Below are 17,389 nucleotides of genomic sequence, written 5' to 3' on the forward strand. Positions count from 1 at the left end.
AGTACATAGACAAAAAAGCTTGCCATTACGGCAAGCTTTTTTAATCTGAATTTTTGCTTCCTGTTGAAGAGATGGAACGTTCTAAAATAATACCCTTTACATCTTCAAGATAGCTACGGCCAATAACGTACCGTTTTCCAGCAATTTCAACACTGTTGCCTTCCAGGGCATCTATTTTATCCAAAGAAACAGTATGAGATCTATGAATTCTTATAAACCTGTCACCTGAAAGTTCGTCTGTGAAAGCACTCAAGGTTTTATGCACTATATGGTTTCCCTTGGTGGTAATGATTTTGATGTAATCTTTTAGACTTTCCACCAAAATAATCTCATCCAAATAGATTTTTTTCATTTTCTTTTTGTCCACCTTCACAAAGATATGGTCTCGGGTGGTATCCCATTTAGGGTGTTCCTTGCATTTGGCAATGGCTTTGTTCACCGCTTTTATGAATCGGGGCAAGGAAATGGGCTTTACCAGATAGTCCAAAACCTCTTGATCAAACCCTTTGGCCGCATGCTCCGCATGAGCAGAAGTTATGATGACCATGGGCTTTTCATCCAAACTGTCAAGGAAACTGAAGCCATCAATGATAGGCATGTTCACATCCAAAAAAAGAAGGTCTGGTTTATTCTCGCGCAAAAAGGCAAGGCTGTCAATGGCATTATTGAACACGGCCATTTCCTCTAGTTCTTTGATTTGTTCAATATAATTTTGAATAACCTTTACCGCCAAGGGTTCGTCATCAATAATTACACATTTAATATTCATCTGAGTTTGAGCTTTAAGTTCACAATATATTCATCCAATTCCTCATGTATGTCAAGTTTGTACTCATCTTCACCATACCGTAATTTCAATCTTTTCTCAACATTCAAAAGCCCTATACCACCGGCATATTTTTCTTTGGTGTGTAAGTGGTTTTTTGGTTTGGTGTTCCTGATCTCAAAATAAAGAAACTTTTCTTCAATTCTTATATTTATGCTTATCCTAACCTTGCGTATATTTTGATTTGCCCCATGTTTAAAGGCATTTTCAATAAATTGGACCAATAACATTGGTGCGATTTTCTTTCCCTTTGGATTTCCGATTATCCTAAATTCAAGTTGAAGATTCTCATTGTACCGAATCTTCTCAAGGTCTAGGTAATTCTGTATAAAGACCAGTTCTTTTCGTAAACTTTGATTCTTGTCCTTGGTTTCATAGAGGACATAACGCATCAAATCTGAGAGTTTAATAATGGTCTCGGGTGTTTTGTCCGATTTTTCTAGACTAAGCGAATATATATTGTTCAAGGTGTTGAAGAAAAAATGAGGAGAGATTTGAGCCCGCAAAAACCGAAGTTCGCTTTCCAGTTGTTCCTTTTCCAATCGGGCGGCCCTTCCGGTTTCCCTGAGCCAATCAATGGTCAATTTTATGGAGGCCACAAAGGTGATTACATAGAGTTCGCCTAACATCATTACAACAGTATAGTTAAGGGTAAGGCTATGGGTTTCTGGACCTTCTGGCCAAACATCCTCTCTGATCAAGAAATAAGTGAGAAGATATTTGATGACCACCATAACAAAAATGGAGGAAAATAGGATGACAATGAACTGTATGATTTTCCGCTTAAAAATAAAACGTGGAATCAAATAATAAATGGTAAAATAAGTCAGAAAAATATGTATGGGAAACCCCAAAAGATTGGACTTCAAAGAATACACATAATCATTGAAATAACTGCCCCATCGCAAAAAATTGAAGGTAAAATAGATAAGCCAGAATATTACATGATGCAAGGGGGTAATCTTGAACTGTGTTGCAGCATTTACCAAGAACCTATTTTTGACCTTTTTTTGAAGTTGCATCTGGCTAATGATTACATTTTTTGAACATTTGGCTTCGCTTAGCTGTCATTGGTCTAATAAAGCGCATAAATCCCGATGAAATTAGGAATTTTTACAAATAACTAAATATTGAACGGATTTATATCGACTTAAACAGCTTTCAAATGTAACCAAAGCAATCGTTATAAATCCTTGAAATAGATTTCGGTCAAATGTCAAAAATATTTCAAATAGTAGTGTTGTGTCTATTCTTGGTAATGGGAGTCTCCTGTTCTGGACAACAAATTGAAAGACCGCAATCCATTATTGTGTACAAAACCAATGAGGCCATTAAAGTTGATGGGCTGGCCAATGAAACCTCTTGGGGCAAGGCGGATGTATCCCATGATTTTATTGATATTGAAGGTGTAAAAACGCCAAGGTATAAGACCAATGTACGGATGTTATGGGACGAAAACTACCTATACTTCTATGCTGAAATGGAAGAACCCCACGTTTGGGCCAACCTAAAGCAAAGGGATACGGTTATTTTCTATAACAACGATTTTGAAATCTTCATTGACCCCGATGGTGACACCCATAATTATTATGAGTTTGAAATGAATGCCCTCAACACCGTTTGGGATTTACTTCTGGTTAAACCCTATAGGGAAAGTGCTCCTGTGGTAGACAGTTGGGAAATTTTGGGATTGAAGTCCGCTGTGCATGTCAATGGCACTTTAAATGATGCTTCGGATACAGATACTGGATGGAGTGTTGAAGTGGCTATGCCGTGGGAGGTGTTGAAAGAAGCGAGTGGCAGCAATATGATTCCTGAAGATGATTTCTGGCGTATTAATTTTTCTAGGGTAAACTGGGATTTTGACCTGATTGACGGGAAATATTCCCGAAAAAAGGACGAAAACGGCAAATTTCTTCCTGAATACAATTGGGTGTGGTCTCCACAAGGGGTGATTAATATGCATGAACCCGAACATTGGGGATACGCTTATTTTTCGCCAAAAGTGGCTGGGGAAGTAGATAGTTTTATGATTCCAGAGGATGAACAAATCCGATGGATGTTGTATGGACTTTATCGAGCACAGAAGAAATATCATTCTCAGAATGGTTCATGGGCAAACCAATTGGATGCGCTTGGGAAGGAATCTATTTTAAAGGATGGTACCAAAGTGAATCTTGATATGGAAGTACATCGGATGGGGTGGTCCATTCAAGCAAAGAGCCCATTTACCGGCAAAATATATGCCATAACACAAGATGGAAAATACCATGAGATTAATTAAAAAGACAAGATGAGAGGATTTCATGTTATCATATTACTCCTTTCCATTTCCCTGTTTTCCTGCATGGACAATATTGGTATGAAACCCAATGCAAAAATTGTGGCAAAGGGTGGTAACGATTTTGTCTATTGGGTATGTATCGCGGTGGATTCAGAAAAAGAAACTGACGCTTACATAGCTGAATTTAAGCGGTATCGGTCCAATGGGTTAAACATTATTTTGGTTAATAACAACGAAGATTCTGTATTCCTGAACCATTTAATTGCTAGGGCAGAGACTGAAGACTTGGAAGTCCATACTGCCCATAACGTTTCTGAAATGACCTCCGACAAACTAAGCGAGGCTGTGGAGCAGGCCAAGAAAAATGGTACTAAGAAAGCCTTTTTCTTTGATTATTCTGTTTTGCAGGACCAGTAGGCAATTACCCCCTTTGAGTGTGCTTGGCTGGACGTAGAAATTTATCAACCATTAAACTGTTCATCTTACCGCCATTCTGATTGCTTGGTTTTTTGTCAAAAATCACTCCTTATTGCATTTTTTTTGGTCAAACTTGGAGTCTGGTTAAAATCCAATAAAAAAAACAAACCTATTTTATGTATCTCACTTTTTGCACGGCTACTTTAGGAGTTATTCATAAACAAAACCTCCCTTCGGCTTTTCACCATTGTTGTTGGTCGAAATTTTTTCTACAATGCCTAACAAATAAGGATTTTCACTACATATGTTAACTTTAAATTAACGTATTTCTTAATTACTAACTGTCAAATAAACTAACATGATTCAAAAACTTAAGTATGTATTTGTTTTTGTTGCTTTGGTATCTATCCATGGTGCTATGGCGCAAACAATTACCGGAACGGTTTCTGACGAAGCTGGTGTGCCGTTACCTGGGGTCAACATTGTTGAAAAAGGAACCAGCAACGGGGTTACATCCGATTTCGATGGAAATTATGGTATTACTGTATCCGACAGCAATGCCACTTTGGTATTTTCCTATTTAGGCTACCAAACCTTAGAGATCCAGGTTTCGGGAAGAACAACTATTGATCTGACCTTACAAGAAGATACTGAGCTTCTTGATGAGGTGGTGGTAACCGCCTTGGGTATCAGTCGAGAGAAAAAATCACTAGGTTACGCCGTAACCGAGGTGCAAGGAGATGAGGTTTCCTTGGTTAAGGAGCCCAACGTGGTAAACTCCCTTGCTGGTAAAGTGGCTGGGGTTGTGGTTTCCAGAACCACTTCTGGTCCTGCTGGTGGTACCCGTGTGGTTATTAGGGGTAACAACTCCATTAGTGGAAACAACCAACCTTTATATGTTGTGGATGGGGTGCCAATTGATAACAGTGCCCTAAGTGCTCCTGAAGGTGCAGGGGAATTCAGTATTCCCGATTTAGGTACTGGTATCTCGGATATAAACCCTGATGATATTGAGTCCATTTCTGTGTTGAAAGGTCCAAACGCAGCGGCATTGTACGGTTCAAGAGCTAGTAACGGTGTTGTGATTATCACTACAAAGAGAGGATCCATGAAGAAAGGATTGGGTATTTCCTTTACTTCTAGTGCTACATTCGAGAATCCTTTTGTTTTGCCAGAATACCAAAATGAATATGGTAGAGGAACTGATGGAATTTTTCCACAGGTAAACGCCAATGATCCTTTGGTTACCCAAGTAAATACAGTAACAAGTACCAACTCATGGGGTCCCCGCTTTGATGGAACCCAACAATTGGAGTTCAATGGACAACAAAGGGCTTATGTTGCCCAGCCTGATAACGTAAAGGATTTCTTCGAAACAGGTACAAGCTTTATCAATACACTGGCCTTGAGCTCAGGTAATGATAACGCTTCCGTACGGTTTTCCTATACCAACTCTGATTTGGATGCTATTTTGCCCAATTCAAGTGTGGATAGGGATAACTTTAACCTTCGTGCTTTTTCCAAGCTTTCAGATAAATTAAGTTTGGATACCAGGGTGACCTATTTCCTTCAAAAGGCTAAAAACAGACCAACACAAGGTACCGAAGGTGTAATGGCCTATCTATGGCCTTTGGAAAGAAATGTAAGTATTGAGGATCTTATGGTTTTTCAAGATATTGAAAACCCAATTGATCCGGCCAACCCGTATCGTGTAATTGCACCATCATCTGCAGGAGGTAACCCATACTGGATTTTGAACAATGACTCCAATATGGACAGAAGGACCAGAGTGTCTGGTTTCGCGAAACTACAATATGAGTTCACGGATTATCTTTCCGCTTTTGTGCGGGTAGGTACTGATGCCATTACCCAGGACACGGAGGCAATCACAAGAACTGGACATCACTTTTTTCCTTCAGGTAGGGTGAACTATGGTCAGAACAAGAGAACGGAAACCAACTACGATTTTCTTTTGATGTTCAATAAGGACCTTAGTGATAAGTTCAATCTTAACGCAAACGTAGGTGGAAATGCATTGCGTTTTTCTACCATTAGCTCCAGCACACGAGGTGAAAACATAAAAATTCCAGGAAGACCTTTCTTGGACAATACCGAAGAATTGTTTGCCGAGCAGAGCGCATTGATAAAGAAAAATGTGAACTCCTTGTATGGAGCCGTCTCATTGGCTTATGATAATATGATCTACCTGGACTTTACAGGAAGAAACGATTGGTCATCAGCTCTAGCCGCAGAGAATCGTTCCTATTTCTACAGCTCTGCAAGTTTGAGTGTTTTGTTGAACGAAGCATTTGATCTAGGAAACAAAATTGATTTGTTTAAATTGAGAGGTAGTGTTGCCAGTGTTGGTAACGATACGGACCCACAGCAATTGGTGAATCTATTCAGAATTGCAGCCAATGGCTTTTTGGATAATGTAACCGTAAGCCGAGAAAGAACTCTTTTTAGCCAAAGCTTGCGTCCAGAGGATGTTAAGTCAACAGAATTTGGTTTAGAGCTAAGAGCATTCAACAATAGATTCTTTACTGATATCTCTTATTATGATATTAGTTCAAAGGATTTGATTTTTGATGTGCCGTTAGATCCAGGTGCAGGTTTTGATAATTTCAGGACCAACGTAGGGGAGATCACCAACCAAGGTTTTGAAATATTGGTCGGAGGTAGACCTATTCAAACCCAAAACTTCTCATGGGATGTCTCTGCCAATGTTTCCAGAAACAAGAACAAGCTGGAAAGCTTGATTGATGGTCAGGACTTCTTCGAATTTAGTAGCAGTAACTCAGGAACTGTTTCCACAGTGGCTAGAGTAGGCGAAGGATTCGGGGATATTGAGGCTACTACTTGGCTGCGAAATGATGCCGGGGAAATTGTAGTAACCGCAGAAGGTAGGCCGCAAGCCACTTCAGAACGTGTTAAGGTTGGAAATTACCAACCTGATGCCGTGGGTGGTTTTACCAATACCTTCCGTTATAAGAACCTTACCCTGAATACTCTTATTGATTTTAGAATTGGTGGAGAAGTCTATTCAGGTACCGATGCCGGTTTGGATGCCCAAGGGGTTTCAACAAGATCTTTGGAGTTCCGCGAAGGTGGGGTTTTGGTTGATGGTGTTGTGGATAATGGTGATGGAACTTTCTCTCCGAATACCACTACAATAAGTGCTCAGGATTACTGGGGGTCAGTAAGTGGTATTGGGTCTGAATATGTGTACGATCAAACCAACTTTAGGTTGAGAGAGGTAAGCCTTACCTATAATTTCCCTAAGAAACTCCTGGATAAAACATTCCTAACGGGAGCTTCATTGAGTGCAGTTGGAAGAAACTTGTTATTTTTATATAAGAAGGTCGATAATTTTGACCCAGAGTCAAGTTACTCCACGTCAAACTTTAGTCAAGGGGTACTTTTTTATGCCTTGCCTACTACACGAAGTTTTGGACTTACTCTAAACGTAAACTTTTAAAAACTTGCTACGATGAAAAAAATTAAATTTTTAGTATTTGGCCTTCTATGCATGGTCACAATACTTTCCTGTACAAAGAATTTTGATGAGATCAATACCGATCAAAATGGATTCCTTCCCTCTGAGGTAAGTGCTAAATTCTTTTTGACGGATACACAGTACAAATTGTACTCCCCGGACCGTTTCCCATATTGGAGGGCACATTTAATCCATGCCGATAGATTTGCAGGCCACTTTACTTTCGGATTCAGTGGTTGCTGGTGGGCTGATGATTTGGGATATAACTATAATGCCGGATATACAGATGCCGCTTACGGATGGCTTGCCGGATATTTGGGTAATATCAAGGGATTCACAGACTTTGTAAAAGAAGGTGGAGAACTTGAGAATGAGTACATGTATGCCATGGCACTTATAATTAAAGGTCTGTATTATCAAATGTATACGGAAACCTTTGGTATGGTACCTTACAGCGAAGCAGGTGTTGACGGTATTCTGACCCCAAAATATGACACCCAACAAGAAGTTTATAAAGGAGTGATCGCCGAGTTGGAGGAAGCCATAGCAATTATTGGTTCCACCGAAAGAACCGGTGTAGGTGTGGATGATGCCGGTGAGAACGATGTGTATTGTGGCGGAGACCTACAAAAATGGAAGCGTTTGGCCAACACCCTAAAATTGCGAATCGGAATGAGAGCCTTGGGCGCACCAGGGGATGATTTTGCAGCAACTGCAATTAGTGAGGCTTTGGCAGCTCCTTTATTGGACGAAACCACTGGAAGTGTGGTCATGAACAAGGATTTTGTGATAAGCCAGTGGGCCGCTGCCGCCTATGGTGATGTTTGGTATAACTTTGGAACAGGCTCAGATTGGACCGTAAGTAGTACTTTGGTTAATCTGTTGCAGGATAATAATGATCCTAGATTGGATGCATATGTGAAACCAGCTAAAGGAGGAACCTTTACTTTTTCCAATAATCCTGACACACCAGACCCTAATTATCAAGAAAGACTAGACTTTATCATCTCCGCCCTTGATGGAGCAGGTGCAGAGTACACGCTTTCTACTGTGGGTGATGAAACCATAATTGAAATGCCTGCAGGGCAATACGTAGGACAACCCTCTAGGATAAATGGCGACACGTACCCTTATGTTCGTTATGATCTTTTTAGCACGCCAAGTGAGCAAGTAATTCAAGCTAAGGGTGCCCAAGTGGATGCTTATCCAGAAATTATTTTGACCAGTGCTGAAGCGTATTTTTTACAAGCTGAAGCTGTCTTAAAAGGATTGCAAGGAGCCACTGGTGATGCACAAGAGTTGTTTGCCTTGGGTATTAAAGAGGCTATGAGGCTTTGGGATGTTCCTGATGGTGATGCCGATACGTACATCGCTAATGAAGCAGCTGCGGATATTACCGTAGGAACCTTGGATGAAAAACTTGAAAAGATAGCCCATCAAAGATGGTTGATGAGCTATACAGATGGATTTGAAGCTTGGGCCGTGGTTCGCGACACAGGCTATCCAGCGGAATTAGCCGCAGGGGTGTCAAATCAGACCATCTTTGCTTTGGGTACCTTGAACGGAGCTTACCCACAACGTTTACGTTATGGTTCCGGAGCTCAGGACAATCCCAACTTCTCAGCGGTTGAACCCGTACAAGGAGCAGATATGCAAGGAACTACCCTTTGGTTTGCGCAATAGGCCAAAGATTTATGAAAACAATCCAAGTGATTACTTCATAATTTGAGTTAGTTTAATTTTGAGTTAAGTAAGGTAAAGGAAGAGTTGCTCTTCCTTTACTTTTTTACGTGTACAAATCTTGGCTATCATTTCTATTTTGATATGTCATTTTTGTTGTACTTTACTTTTCTAACCTAATCCAATAAATAAAGCAGTATAGTATGATATCATTGAATACATGGGATATACTCATCATCTTCGGCTTTTTTGCCATAACCTTGGGCATTGGCATCTATGTGTCAAAAAGCTCAGGAAAGAACAGTTCCGAGTTTTTCTTATCGGGTAAATCCATGCCTTGGTGGTTGCTGGGAATCTCTATGGTGGCCACAACGTTTTCTACCGATACACCCAATTTGGTGACCGATATTGTCCGGACCAATGGGGTTTCCGGAAACTGGGTCTGGTGGGCCTTTTTATTGACAGGTCTGCTTACTGTTTTTATTTATGCACGCCTCTGGCGGAAATCCAACGTAAATACGGATCTCGAATTTTATGAATTGCGATATGGCGGAAAACCAGCTCGTTTTCTTAGAGGTTTTCGAGCCATTTATTTAGGTGTGATTTTCAATGTCATTACCATGTCCGCGGTGACATTGGCTGCCATAAAAATAGGTGGTATCATGCTTGGGCTGGAACCATGGCAAACGGTTGTAAGTGCCGGACTCATTACGGTTATCTTCAGTGCCGTGGGAGGATTTAAAGGAGTTGTCTATACCGATTTTCTCCTGTTCTTCGTGGCAATGGGCGGCGCTATTGGTGCAGCCTATTATTTGGTGAACATCCCAGAAGTTGGTGGATTGGAAGCTTTACTATCCAACGAAAACGTAAAGGATAAGCTGGATATCTTACCCGATACCAGCAATACCCATACTTTAATAACCTTATTAATTATTCCATTGGCAGTGCAGTGGTGGAGTTCGTGGTATCCGGGTTCAGAACCTGGAGGGGGTGGATATATTGCCCAGCGGATGCTTTCGGCCAAAAATGAAAAGCACGCCATTGGTGCGACCTTCTTTTTCAATATCATGCATTATGCCTTGCGTCCATGGCCTTGGATTTTGGTCGCACTTGCATCTTTGGTGGTATTTCCCGATTTGGAGAGCCTACAACAAGCCTTTCCTATTGTAGCGGATGATAAGTTGGGGCATGATTTGGCGTATTCCGCCATGTTGACCAAACTACCTGCTGGATTGTTGGGATTGGTTTTGGCCTCTTTGGTGGCTGCCTACATGTCAACAATATCAACACAGCTCAATTGGGGCTCCTCCTATATTGTGTATGATTTTTACAAGCAACGCATCAATCCAGAAGCATCTGAAAAACGATTGGTGGCCGTAGGCCGTATTTCCACGGTTGGCCTGATGGTCTTGAGTGCACTCTTGGCCCTTTTGTTGCAAAATGCCCTTCAACTTTTTGAGGTGTTATTGGTTTTTGGAGCTGGTACCGGATTGATTTTTATCTTGAGATGGTTTTGGTGGCGTATCAACGCGTGGAGCGAGATTACCGCGATGTTCGTATCTGGAATACTATCCTTGCTGTTCAAATTGACTCCATTGGGAGATTATTTGTTTGCTACGGAGACAGGACTTTTACCCGATTGGATGGAATATCCCACCGTGGTAATCGTGACTACAGTGGCTTGGTTGATCGCGACCTACAGCACTTCTCCAGAAAGTACCGAAGTATTGAACAGCTTTTATAAAAAGATAAATCCCGGTGGTCCCGGTTGGAAAAAGGTTGTACAAGAGGCCAAAGCGGAGGGCACTGAACTGGATACAGGTGAAAAATGGAGCGTGCCTAAGGGTATTCAGGCTATGCTATATGGTACCGTGTTGATTTATAGCCTTTTATTCGCCACTGGATATTGGATTTATGGAAGGTGGACTGGAGCATTGATATTGACGGCTGTGGCCCTAATTTCGGGTTCAGTTTTAATATTGAAATGGCGACAAATCAAAGCTACGATTACCTAACAGCACAGCCAATTAAATAAATTCTAGAGCGACCCAAAAGACGGTTAGTTTTCCATAGTGAAGATTTCTGCCGATTTTTGGGCCACTTTTATGCGTACAGCAGAAGGATTTACGCGACCATAGGCCGCCTTGGTCTTAAATACCAAAACGGTTTCAATGGCAGGATACACCGTAATATTTTGACCCATGGCACCTTTTCCAGAATAAGCACCTTCAAAACGCGGGTCGCTCACATCTTGCCATAACCACCACATATAACCATACCCATAATTGACCCCTGTGCCTTCAAAAACAGGAACATTTTTGTTCAACTCGATATGGGAAGTGCGGGATTTCAACATCTCATCCACCCAAGCTTCACTAATAACCTGAACATCTTTCCACTTTCCTTTGTTCAACATTAAAAGACCTAGACGGGCCATATCACGTGTTGAAAACCACATGGGGTACGCCAAGTATTTAGAGATGGAGGTGTTACCTTGTTTGTGCTGTAGCGAACGGTCCCAATCTTGCATATGCAACGGATTGGCCAGTTGTCGTTCTACTTCGTCATAAATGTTTTTTCCGGTTTCTTGTTCAAAAATGTATCCAGCAACGTTGAAATCCCAGTTGCTGTACAACCAATAGCTTCCCGGTTGAACCGAACCACGCTTTGGCGCATATTCCTGCATCCCTCCGCCATACCCTTCTGGGTGGTACACCCCGGACCTAGCAGAGATAATATCCTGGATGGTGGCCGACTGCTCAATGGGAAGAATCCCCTCAACATCATCAATGCCCAGTTCTTTTATGGTTTTATTGAGACGAATTGTGCCATCTTCAACATATTGGCCGTACAGCATCGAGAGCACGTTTTTTCGGATGGAGGCAATGTAACTGACTTCTTCAAGGTCCCCATAATCAAAAACAACTTTGCCTTTATGGATAATCATAAGCCCGGTGATTTTTGTACTGTCCACCAAATACTCATGAAAGGCTTCTTTTTTGGGATTGTTCCATGCTTTGGCCTCAGCTTCGGAAGCCCAATGCCAGACCCGGTCTGGAAAGACCTGTGCTTTTGTCCCAATAAAACAAAGGAGAAACAATAGCGTAAAAAGTAAAGATGAGCGTTGTGAAATAGATTTCATATTAATTTGTTTTTTTGAACCAAAGATTGCGTACTCTTCCATTGGAAATCCACATCCCTGTGATTTTACCATCCTCTCGTTTAAATTTCAAAACCTCCAGGGGATAATCACCTACAATTAGATCCTTGAACTTTTGCTTTACTGCCAATTCACCGTGCCTAATGTGAAACGCATATAACTTTTCTTTTTTGATGAATAGGGAATACGCGGTATGGATTTCTGGACTGTAGTACGAACCAACATATTCATGTATAGATTCTTCTGTAAGTGGTTCTTCCTTAAATTTTTTAAAAGTCTGGGGCTTACCGCTATGGGGAATATAGGTGAACTGGTCGCCCTTAAACTGAATTCTGATATCTCGTTTTAAGGCTTCAAACTCATTTTCCTGAACCGGAAAAAAAGGGGTTTCTGATTTGCCAACGAGCAGGGTGTCCCCTCGAATACCAAGTTCCAGTTCTTCGTAGGTTTCGTTGTCCCAATAGCTTCCCCGATACAATTCCATGGTGCTTTTTTCGACTTTGATGGTTTTTAGCTGTTTGCCGGTAAGCTTTACATCAAACAAAATACCGGCCACCTGATTGGATTTATCCGAGGGACCAGAAGATGAAAAATTGGTGATGATGGCAATACTGGTCTTAGCTTCAGGGTAAACCGCAATATTGGACCTAAACCCACCAATGGACCCGCCATGGGTTATCCTTTTTTTGCCATACATCTCTTCAATGTTTACACCAAACGCATATTGATTGTAACTTCTATCATTCAATGGGTCCAATGTCAACATGGTTTCAAAGACCTTTTCCCAATTTGGTAATGGCGCATAGTAATTCCTCAGATATTTTAGCAAATCCCCAGTAGTTGTATGCATGTTGCCAGAACCAATATAGCCCCAATATTCCACGGCACGGGTAAACCCATTTTCTTTGGTATAATAGGATGTGGCATTATTTGGAACGATGGCATCATAATGGGGTTCAACATAGGTGTTTTTCATCCCAAGGGGCTCAAACACCTCCTTTTTCATGTAGTCCACAAAGCTTTGGCCAGTGACTTTTTCAATGATGTCAGCCAAAAACATATACCCAGTATTGCAATACATGTATTCAGAACCGGGTTCAAAATTCAGGTCAGTCTGCATGGCAATAATCCGATTTAGATCAGTATTGCTCCTTGCATCATCATTTCGCCATCCTGCTAAGGCAAACAAAGCATGGAGACTGCGAAGCCCACTGGTATGGTGCAACATTTGCCGAATGGTAATCTTATTTCCAAATTCTGGAAGACCATCTATATAGGTATCGATGGTTTCGTCCACAGAAAGTTTTCCTTGCAGGTGAAGCAGCACAATTCCCAAAGCACTGAACTGTTTGGATACCGAAGCCACATTAAATAGGGTTTCTGTAGTATTGGGGATCAAGTATTCCATACTGGCCAAGCCATACGCTTTGGAGAAGATAACTTCATCGCCTTGCATTATGGCCACGGCACCCCCTGGGTGGTTTGGACGGTCCCAATCCAAAAACAAGCTATCGATTTGGGAAATTTTAGCTTCTAATTGGGCTGAAACGAGACTCGCCCATAAAAGTGCAACTGAGAAGAGCAGGTTGGCAAAAGTCTTTGTCATAAATTAGTTTTGAAGTCCGGCTTGGGCCAATGTGATCAGTAAGGCCAGTTGAATGGATTCTGCGCCAGTCTCGTCATTCATATACCATTCATGAAGGGAGTGTGCACCTCCTCCTTGTCCGCCGCGACCAATACAGACCGATGGAATTCCTTTGGAAACCGGGATATTGATATTGGTAGAACCTCTTCCCAAAGAGGGTTCCACGCCAAAATACTGTGTGGCGGCCATAGCTCTTTGAATCAAGGGCAAGGAAGCGGGAAGCTCCCCGGAAGGGCGATCACCAATTTTTATAAGTTCATAGGTTACTTCTCCTTTTACACCACTGGTATTGTAATCTGAAATGGCTTTTTCGACGGATTTTATGAAGATGTCTTCAATCCTGTCCAAATTTTTGGGGTCGATGGCGCGCATGTCCACTTCCATCCACGATTCAAACGGAATGGAATTGACTGAGGTTCCGCCTCCAATTCTGCCCACGTTAAAGCTGGTTTTGGAAATATCCCCTGCAGTGAAGGCCCAAGCATCTTTTGAGAACACATCAATAGCTTTGCCTAGGGCGTGATGCGGATTGGCCAACTCAAAATCGCCCCACGAATGCCCTCCTTTTCCACTGATTACCAGTTTATAACGTTTAGAACCTAAACCGGCATTGCTGATTCTTCCAATACTACCACCATCAATCGCAATCCAAGAATCGATTTTGAGACCAGATTCGTTGAACATATATTTCATACCACGAAGGTCCCCAAGGCCTTCTTCGCCCACCGTTCCAACGATAAGCACATCTTTTTCGGTCTTAATATCTGCTTTGTTCATGGCCTTGAGCATACTGAGGAGCATGGTGAGTCCCCGTGTGTTGTCCCCTATGCCCGGGGCTTTTAAGGTGTCGCCGACCTTTTTAACGGTTACATCGGTTCCTTCAGGGAAAACTACATCCATGTGTGCATCAACGCCAACGTAGCCCGGCGTGCCTGAGGTTCCTTTCCGCAAAGCGATGACATTCCCTACTTTATCGGTCCAAATGCTATCGACACCAGCATCCACTAGCATCGAAGCAAAGACTTTCCCTCTTTTATCTTCTCCGAAGGGTGGCGCCAATACTTCGGTTAAGGTGACCAAATCCTTCATGGTCTGGTCCTCTTGTTCGATAATGTGGTCAAAAGCGGCTTGAACTTTCTTGGCCTTGGCCAATTTGTCAATTTCTTTGGTATACTTCTTTTCAATAGCTTGATTTCCTTGAGCGATGATTAAAGTTGGCATTAGGAAAACAGCCCATACCAAGATTGAAATAACTTGTTTCATATTTATTGCATCTATTTTTTTCGTAATATCATTCCAGACCTTAGGTCGTGAAATTCCCCATTATCCACAGCAAAAAAACCATTTACAATCACAAAATCAATTCCTTCGGGATATTGATGGGGTTTTTCAAAAGTGGCCTTGTCTATTATCGTTTCTGGGTTGAAAATGGTGATATCAGCTCGCATTCCTTCTTTAATTAAACCTCTGTCCCTTAGGTTTAGGCTTTGGGCGGGCAATAGGGTCATTTTACGAATAGCTTCGGTCAATTCCAAAGTCTTTCTTTCTCTTACATAATGCCCTAAAACCCTTGGAAAAGTACCATACCAACGTGGATGGGGATGACCCATGCCAGGTTCTACCAATCGGCCATCGGAGCCAATCATGGTTTGTGGATGTTGCATGATTCGGGTTACGTCTTCTTCGGCCATAGCATGGAAGACGCAGGATGCACCACCATTTAATTGTGCTTCAATGACCAAATCAGCCCCATTTTCTACGGTAGGTTCCAAACCTTTCTGTTCAGCCCAATATTTTAAGGTTTTACCCTCCAATTCGGGTTGCCATTCCACTTTGGCAAATTGAATTCGGTCCAAATCGGAACCACCGCGATCATTCAAAATGTTAAAAACGATTCCGTTTTTGATGCTGTCCCTCAAAGCAGGGTCAGTGGTTCTTTCGTCAAAGGCCTCTTGACCCCCCGCCATGGACCAACTGGGAATGAGCACGGAAATTCCAGTATAGCTAGCTGCGTAGGGGTATTGGTCCATTTTTATATCGAGATCTTTGGCCCGGGCAGAATCGACCATGGCCAATGTGCGAACACTTTTCCCCCACATGGGTTTGCCGATGCCTTTATGATGGGTCAACACCACGGGAATTTCTGCTTCGGCCGAAATTTGTATGGCTTCTTTAACCGCATCGAACAAACCTAAACCCTCTTCCCTAAGATGTGAGGTATAAATTCCACCGTGTTTTGACGCTACTTTGGACAGGGCAATGACTTCATCTACCTCAGAAAACGCCCCTGGCAGATACTTGAGTCCGGTTGAAATTCCAAAGGCTCCCTCTTTCATGGCACTATCAATCTGAGCTTCCATGGATTGCAGTTCATCTTGGGTTGGTGCCCGATTTTCCAGTCCCATAACATTCTTCCGAACGGTATTATGACCTATGAGATAGGCCACATTCATGCCGACTCCTTTTGCTTGGAGACTGTCCAAATAAGCTTTCAAAGGCCAAGGAGAACTTCCGTCAGGTCCACCTAAAGCAGTGGTTACACCTTGCCGAACATGACTTTCACATGATGGCAATTCCATGATAGGCTCTAAATGGGTGTGCATATCAATGAATCCTGGGGAAACGGCAAGACCGTCGACTTTAAGTATTCGAGCGGCTTTAGATTCGTCCAAATCACCTATCGCCACAATCATGGAATCCTTTATGGCAATATCAGTTTCAATCGGTGCATTTCCGGAGCCGTCATATACCGTTCCATTTAGGATAAGAATATCATATTCCGGGCCACCACAAGAAAAAATGACTATGAAAGAAAAGCTCAAAAATAGTTTGATCAGGAAGTCGGTGTTTAAATTTAGTTGCATTACAATACTAATTTTTCGGGTTCCAATTTTTTAAGCTCTGCAAATGCTTCCTGTAATTTTTTTGTAACCGGTCCGATGGTATCAGGAGCATGGTAGGTATGGTCCCCGAGTTGTGCAATTGAGGCAATTTGGGTGGTGGTTCCCGTGAGGAATGCTTCATCCATTCCATCAATTTGGTCCACACCGATGGCTTTTTCCATTACGGGAATGTCCAAATCTTCACAGAGTTTCAGTACAATTTTTCGGGTAATGCCATCCAAAATCAATTGATTGGCTGGATGCGTATAAACTTTTCCTGATTTTACAAAGAAAATATTAGTGTGGGAGCCTTCCGTAATGAACCCATCCCGGACCAAAACGGCCTCTTCCGCATTTTCCTCCATGGCTCTTTCATTGGCCATGACATTCCCTAAAAGGGAGATTGATTTTATATCGCACCTAAGCCATCTGTTATCGGAACGTAGAATGGCGTACACATTTTTTGTGTTGATATGGGGAAGCGAATAGGGTAGGGCGTACATCATGGTCGTTGGTGGTACGTCTTTTGGAAAAGAGTGCTTCCTCGGTGCCACCCCTCGCGTCACCTGTATGTATATGAGACAAGGTTTGTTTAAAAGGTTGCCGGCCATCAAAAGTGGATTCAGATAAGCTTCCATTTCAGCAACATTATAGCCAATTCCAATTTTTTCCAGATTTTGCTGAAGCCTTTGCCAATGAGCATCACTGTAAAAAAGCCCATTCTCTAATTGCACCATAACCTCGTAAATGCCATCTCCAAAAAGAAAACCACGGTCAAAAACGGAAATGGCGGCATCAACACCGGAAATCACTTTACCATTCAAAAAGATTTTTTCAGGAAAATTACCTTTAAGCAGCATATTTTAGGGTTGGTTTAAAACACGAAAAAAGTCTCGAAACGACTCTGTACGACTGTCTGTGAAGGTAAAGGATATTTTTCTAAATAGAAACCTTGCGCCCTATTTCCTGAGAGGTTTTTTACCCTATTAAAAAAGTGTT

General features: G+C 42.0%; 12 protein-coding genes. 5 read left to right on the forward strand and 7 right to left on the reverse strand.

From position 1 onward, the window contains the following. Nucleotides 1-40: 40 nt before the first annotated feature. Both AB1A65_RS09915 and AB1A65_RS09920 read right to left on the reverse strand, forming a co-directional pair. Entirely contained in the window at nt 41-769 is a 729-nt protein-coding gene (locus tag AB1A65_RS09915; RefSeq protein WP_366588444.1) for a response regulator transcription factor, read from the reverse strand. Then, a complete protein-coding gene (locus AB1A65_RS09920; protein ID WP_366588446.1) occupies nt 766-1,848 on the reverse strand; it encodes a histidine kinase in 1,083 nt (360 codons plus the stop codon). Before AB1A65_RS09920 ends, AB1A65_RS09915 begins: the two co-directional genes overlap by 4 nt. A 191-nt stretch (nt 1,849-2,039) precedes the next feature. Here AB1A65_RS09920 and AB1A65_RS09925 point away from each other — a divergent pair, with 191 nt between their 5' ends. From AB1A65_RS09925 to AB1A65_RS09945, 5 genes are all read left to right on the forward strand, one after another. Next, a complete protein-coding gene (locus tag AB1A65_RS09925) occupies nt 2,040-3,110 on the forward strand; it encodes a carbohydrate-binding family 9-like protein (protein ID WP_366588448.1) in 1,071 nt (356 codons plus the stop codon). Nucleotides 3,111-3,119: 9 nt separating this feature from the next. Continuing rightward, nucleotides 3,120-3,527 carry a hypothetical protein gene (locus tag AB1A65_RS09930; RefSeq protein ID WP_366588450.1) on the forward strand — a complete coding sequence of 136 codons (408 nt, stop codon included), beginning with the start codon at nt 3,120-3,122 and terminating at the stop codon, nt 3,525-3,527. A 358-nt stretch (nt 3,528-3,885) separates the two neighbouring features. Beyond that, complete coding sequence (locus AB1A65_RS09935) at nt 3,886-7,005, forward strand: SusC/RagA family TonB-linked outer membrane protein (protein WP_366588453.1); 3,120 nt, start codon at nt 3,886-3,888, stop codon at nt 7,003-7,005. A 12-nt stretch (nt 7,006-7,017) separates the two neighbouring features. After that, the gene (locus tag AB1A65_RS09940) at nt 7,018-8,706 is read left to right on the forward strand and encodes a SusD/RagB family nutrient-binding outer membrane lipoprotein (protein ID WP_366588456.1); all 1,689 of its coding nucleotides are present in this window, start codon (nt 7,018-7,020) and stop codon (nt 8,704-8,706) included. Between the two features lie 200 nt (nt 8,707-8,906). Continuing rightward, nucleotides 8,907-10,718 carry a sodium:solute symporter family protein gene (locus AB1A65_RS09945; protein ID WP_366588458.1) on the forward strand — a complete coding sequence of 604 codons (1,812 nt, stop codon included), beginning with the start codon at nt 8,907-8,909 and terminating at the stop codon, nt 10,716-10,718. 44 nt (nt 10,719-10,762) lie between these two features. On the opposite strand, the gene AB1A65_RS09950 is transcribed toward AB1A65_RS09945, so the two are convergent. From AB1A65_RS09950 to AB1A65_RS09970, 5 genes are read right to left on the reverse strand one after another with little or no spacing between them, the layout of a single operon-like run. Next, complete coding sequence (locus AB1A65_RS09950) at nt 10,763-11,845, reverse strand: serine hydrolase (protein ID WP_366588461.1); 1,083 nt, start codon at nt 11,843-11,845, stop codon at nt 10,763-10,765. A gap of 1 nt (nt 11,846) precedes the next feature. Continuing rightward, a complete protein-coding gene (locus AB1A65_RS09955; protein ID WP_366588464.1) occupies nt 11,847-13,469 on the reverse strand; it encodes a serine hydrolase domain-containing protein in 1,623 nt (540 codons plus the stop codon). Nucleotides 13,470-13,472: 3 nt separating this feature from the next. Next, nucleotides 13,473-14,771: a M20/M25/M40 family metallo-hydrolase gene (locus AB1A65_RS09960; RefSeq protein WP_366588466.1), complete on the reverse strand. Its 1,299-nt coding sequence runs from the start codon at nt 14,769-14,771 to the stop codon at nt 13,473-13,475. An 11-nt stretch (nt 14,772-14,782) separates the two neighbouring features. Further along, on the reverse strand, nt 14,783-16,372 hold the full coding sequence (locus AB1A65_RS09965) for a D-aminoacylase (RefSeq protein WP_366588468.1): 1,590 nt from the start codon (nt 16,370-16,372) through the stop codon (nt 14,783-14,785). Then, on the reverse strand, nt 16,372-17,250 hold the full coding sequence (locus tag AB1A65_RS09970; protein WP_366588470.1) for an aminotransferase class IV: 879 nt from the start codon (nt 17,248-17,250) through the stop codon (nt 16,372-16,374). Before AB1A65_RS09970 ends, AB1A65_RS09965 begins: the two co-directional genes overlap by 1 nt. Nucleotides 17,251-17,389: the final 139 nt, after the last annotated feature.

Origin of the sequence: Allomuricauda sp. ANG21 (genome assembly GCF_040705235.1) — a bacterium.
In the GTDB taxonomy this organism is placed as follows: domain Bacteria; phylum Bacteroidota; class Bacteroidia; order Flavobacteriales; family Flavobacteriaceae; genus Flagellimonas; species Flagellimonas marina.

Coding starts and splice junctions, on each gene's coding strand:
- AB1A65_RS09915 (WP_366588444.1), bottom strand. CDS start 769: ATGAATATTAAATGTGTAATTATTGATGACGAACCCTTGGCGGTAAAG.
- AB1A65_RS09920 (WP_366588446.1), bottom strand. CDS start 1,848: ATGCAACTTCAAAAAAAGGTCAAAAATAGGTTCTTGGTAAATGCTGCA.
- AB1A65_RS09925 (WP_366588448.1), top strand. CDS start 2,040: ATGTCAAAAATATTTCAAATAGTAGTGTTGTGTCTATTCTTGGTAATG.
- AB1A65_RS09930 (WP_366588450.1), top strand. CDS start 3,120: ATGAGAGGATTTCATGTTATCATATTACTCCTTTCCATTTCCCTGTTT.
- AB1A65_RS09935 (WP_366588453.1), top strand. CDS start 3,886: ATGATTCAAAAACTTAAGTATGTATTTGTTTTTGTTGCTTTGGTATCT.
- AB1A65_RS09940 (WP_366588456.1), top strand. CDS start 7,018: ATGAAAAAAATTAAATTTTTAGTATTTGGCCTTCTATGCATGGTCACA.
- AB1A65_RS09945 (WP_366588458.1), top strand. CDS start 8,907: ATGATATCATTGAATACATGGGATATACTCATCATCTTCGGCTTTTTT.
- AB1A65_RS09950 (WP_366588461.1), bottom strand. CDS start 11,845: ATGAAATCTATTTCACAACGCTCATCTTTACTTTTTACGCTATTGTTT.
- AB1A65_RS09955 (WP_366588464.1), bottom strand. CDS start 13,469: ATGACAAAGACTTTTGCCAACCTGCTCTTCTCAGTTGCACTTTTATGG.
- AB1A65_RS09960 (WP_366588466.1), bottom strand. CDS start 14,771: ATGAAACAAGTTATTTCAATCTTGGTATGGGCTGTTTTCCTAATGCCA.
- AB1A65_RS09965 (WP_366588468.1), bottom strand. CDS start 16,372: ATGCAACTAAATTTAAACACCGACTTCCTGATCAAACTATTTTTGAGC.
- AB1A65_RS09970 (WP_366588470.1), bottom strand. CDS start 17,250: ATGCTGCTTAAAGGTAATTTTCCTGAAAAAATCTTTTTGAATGGTAAA.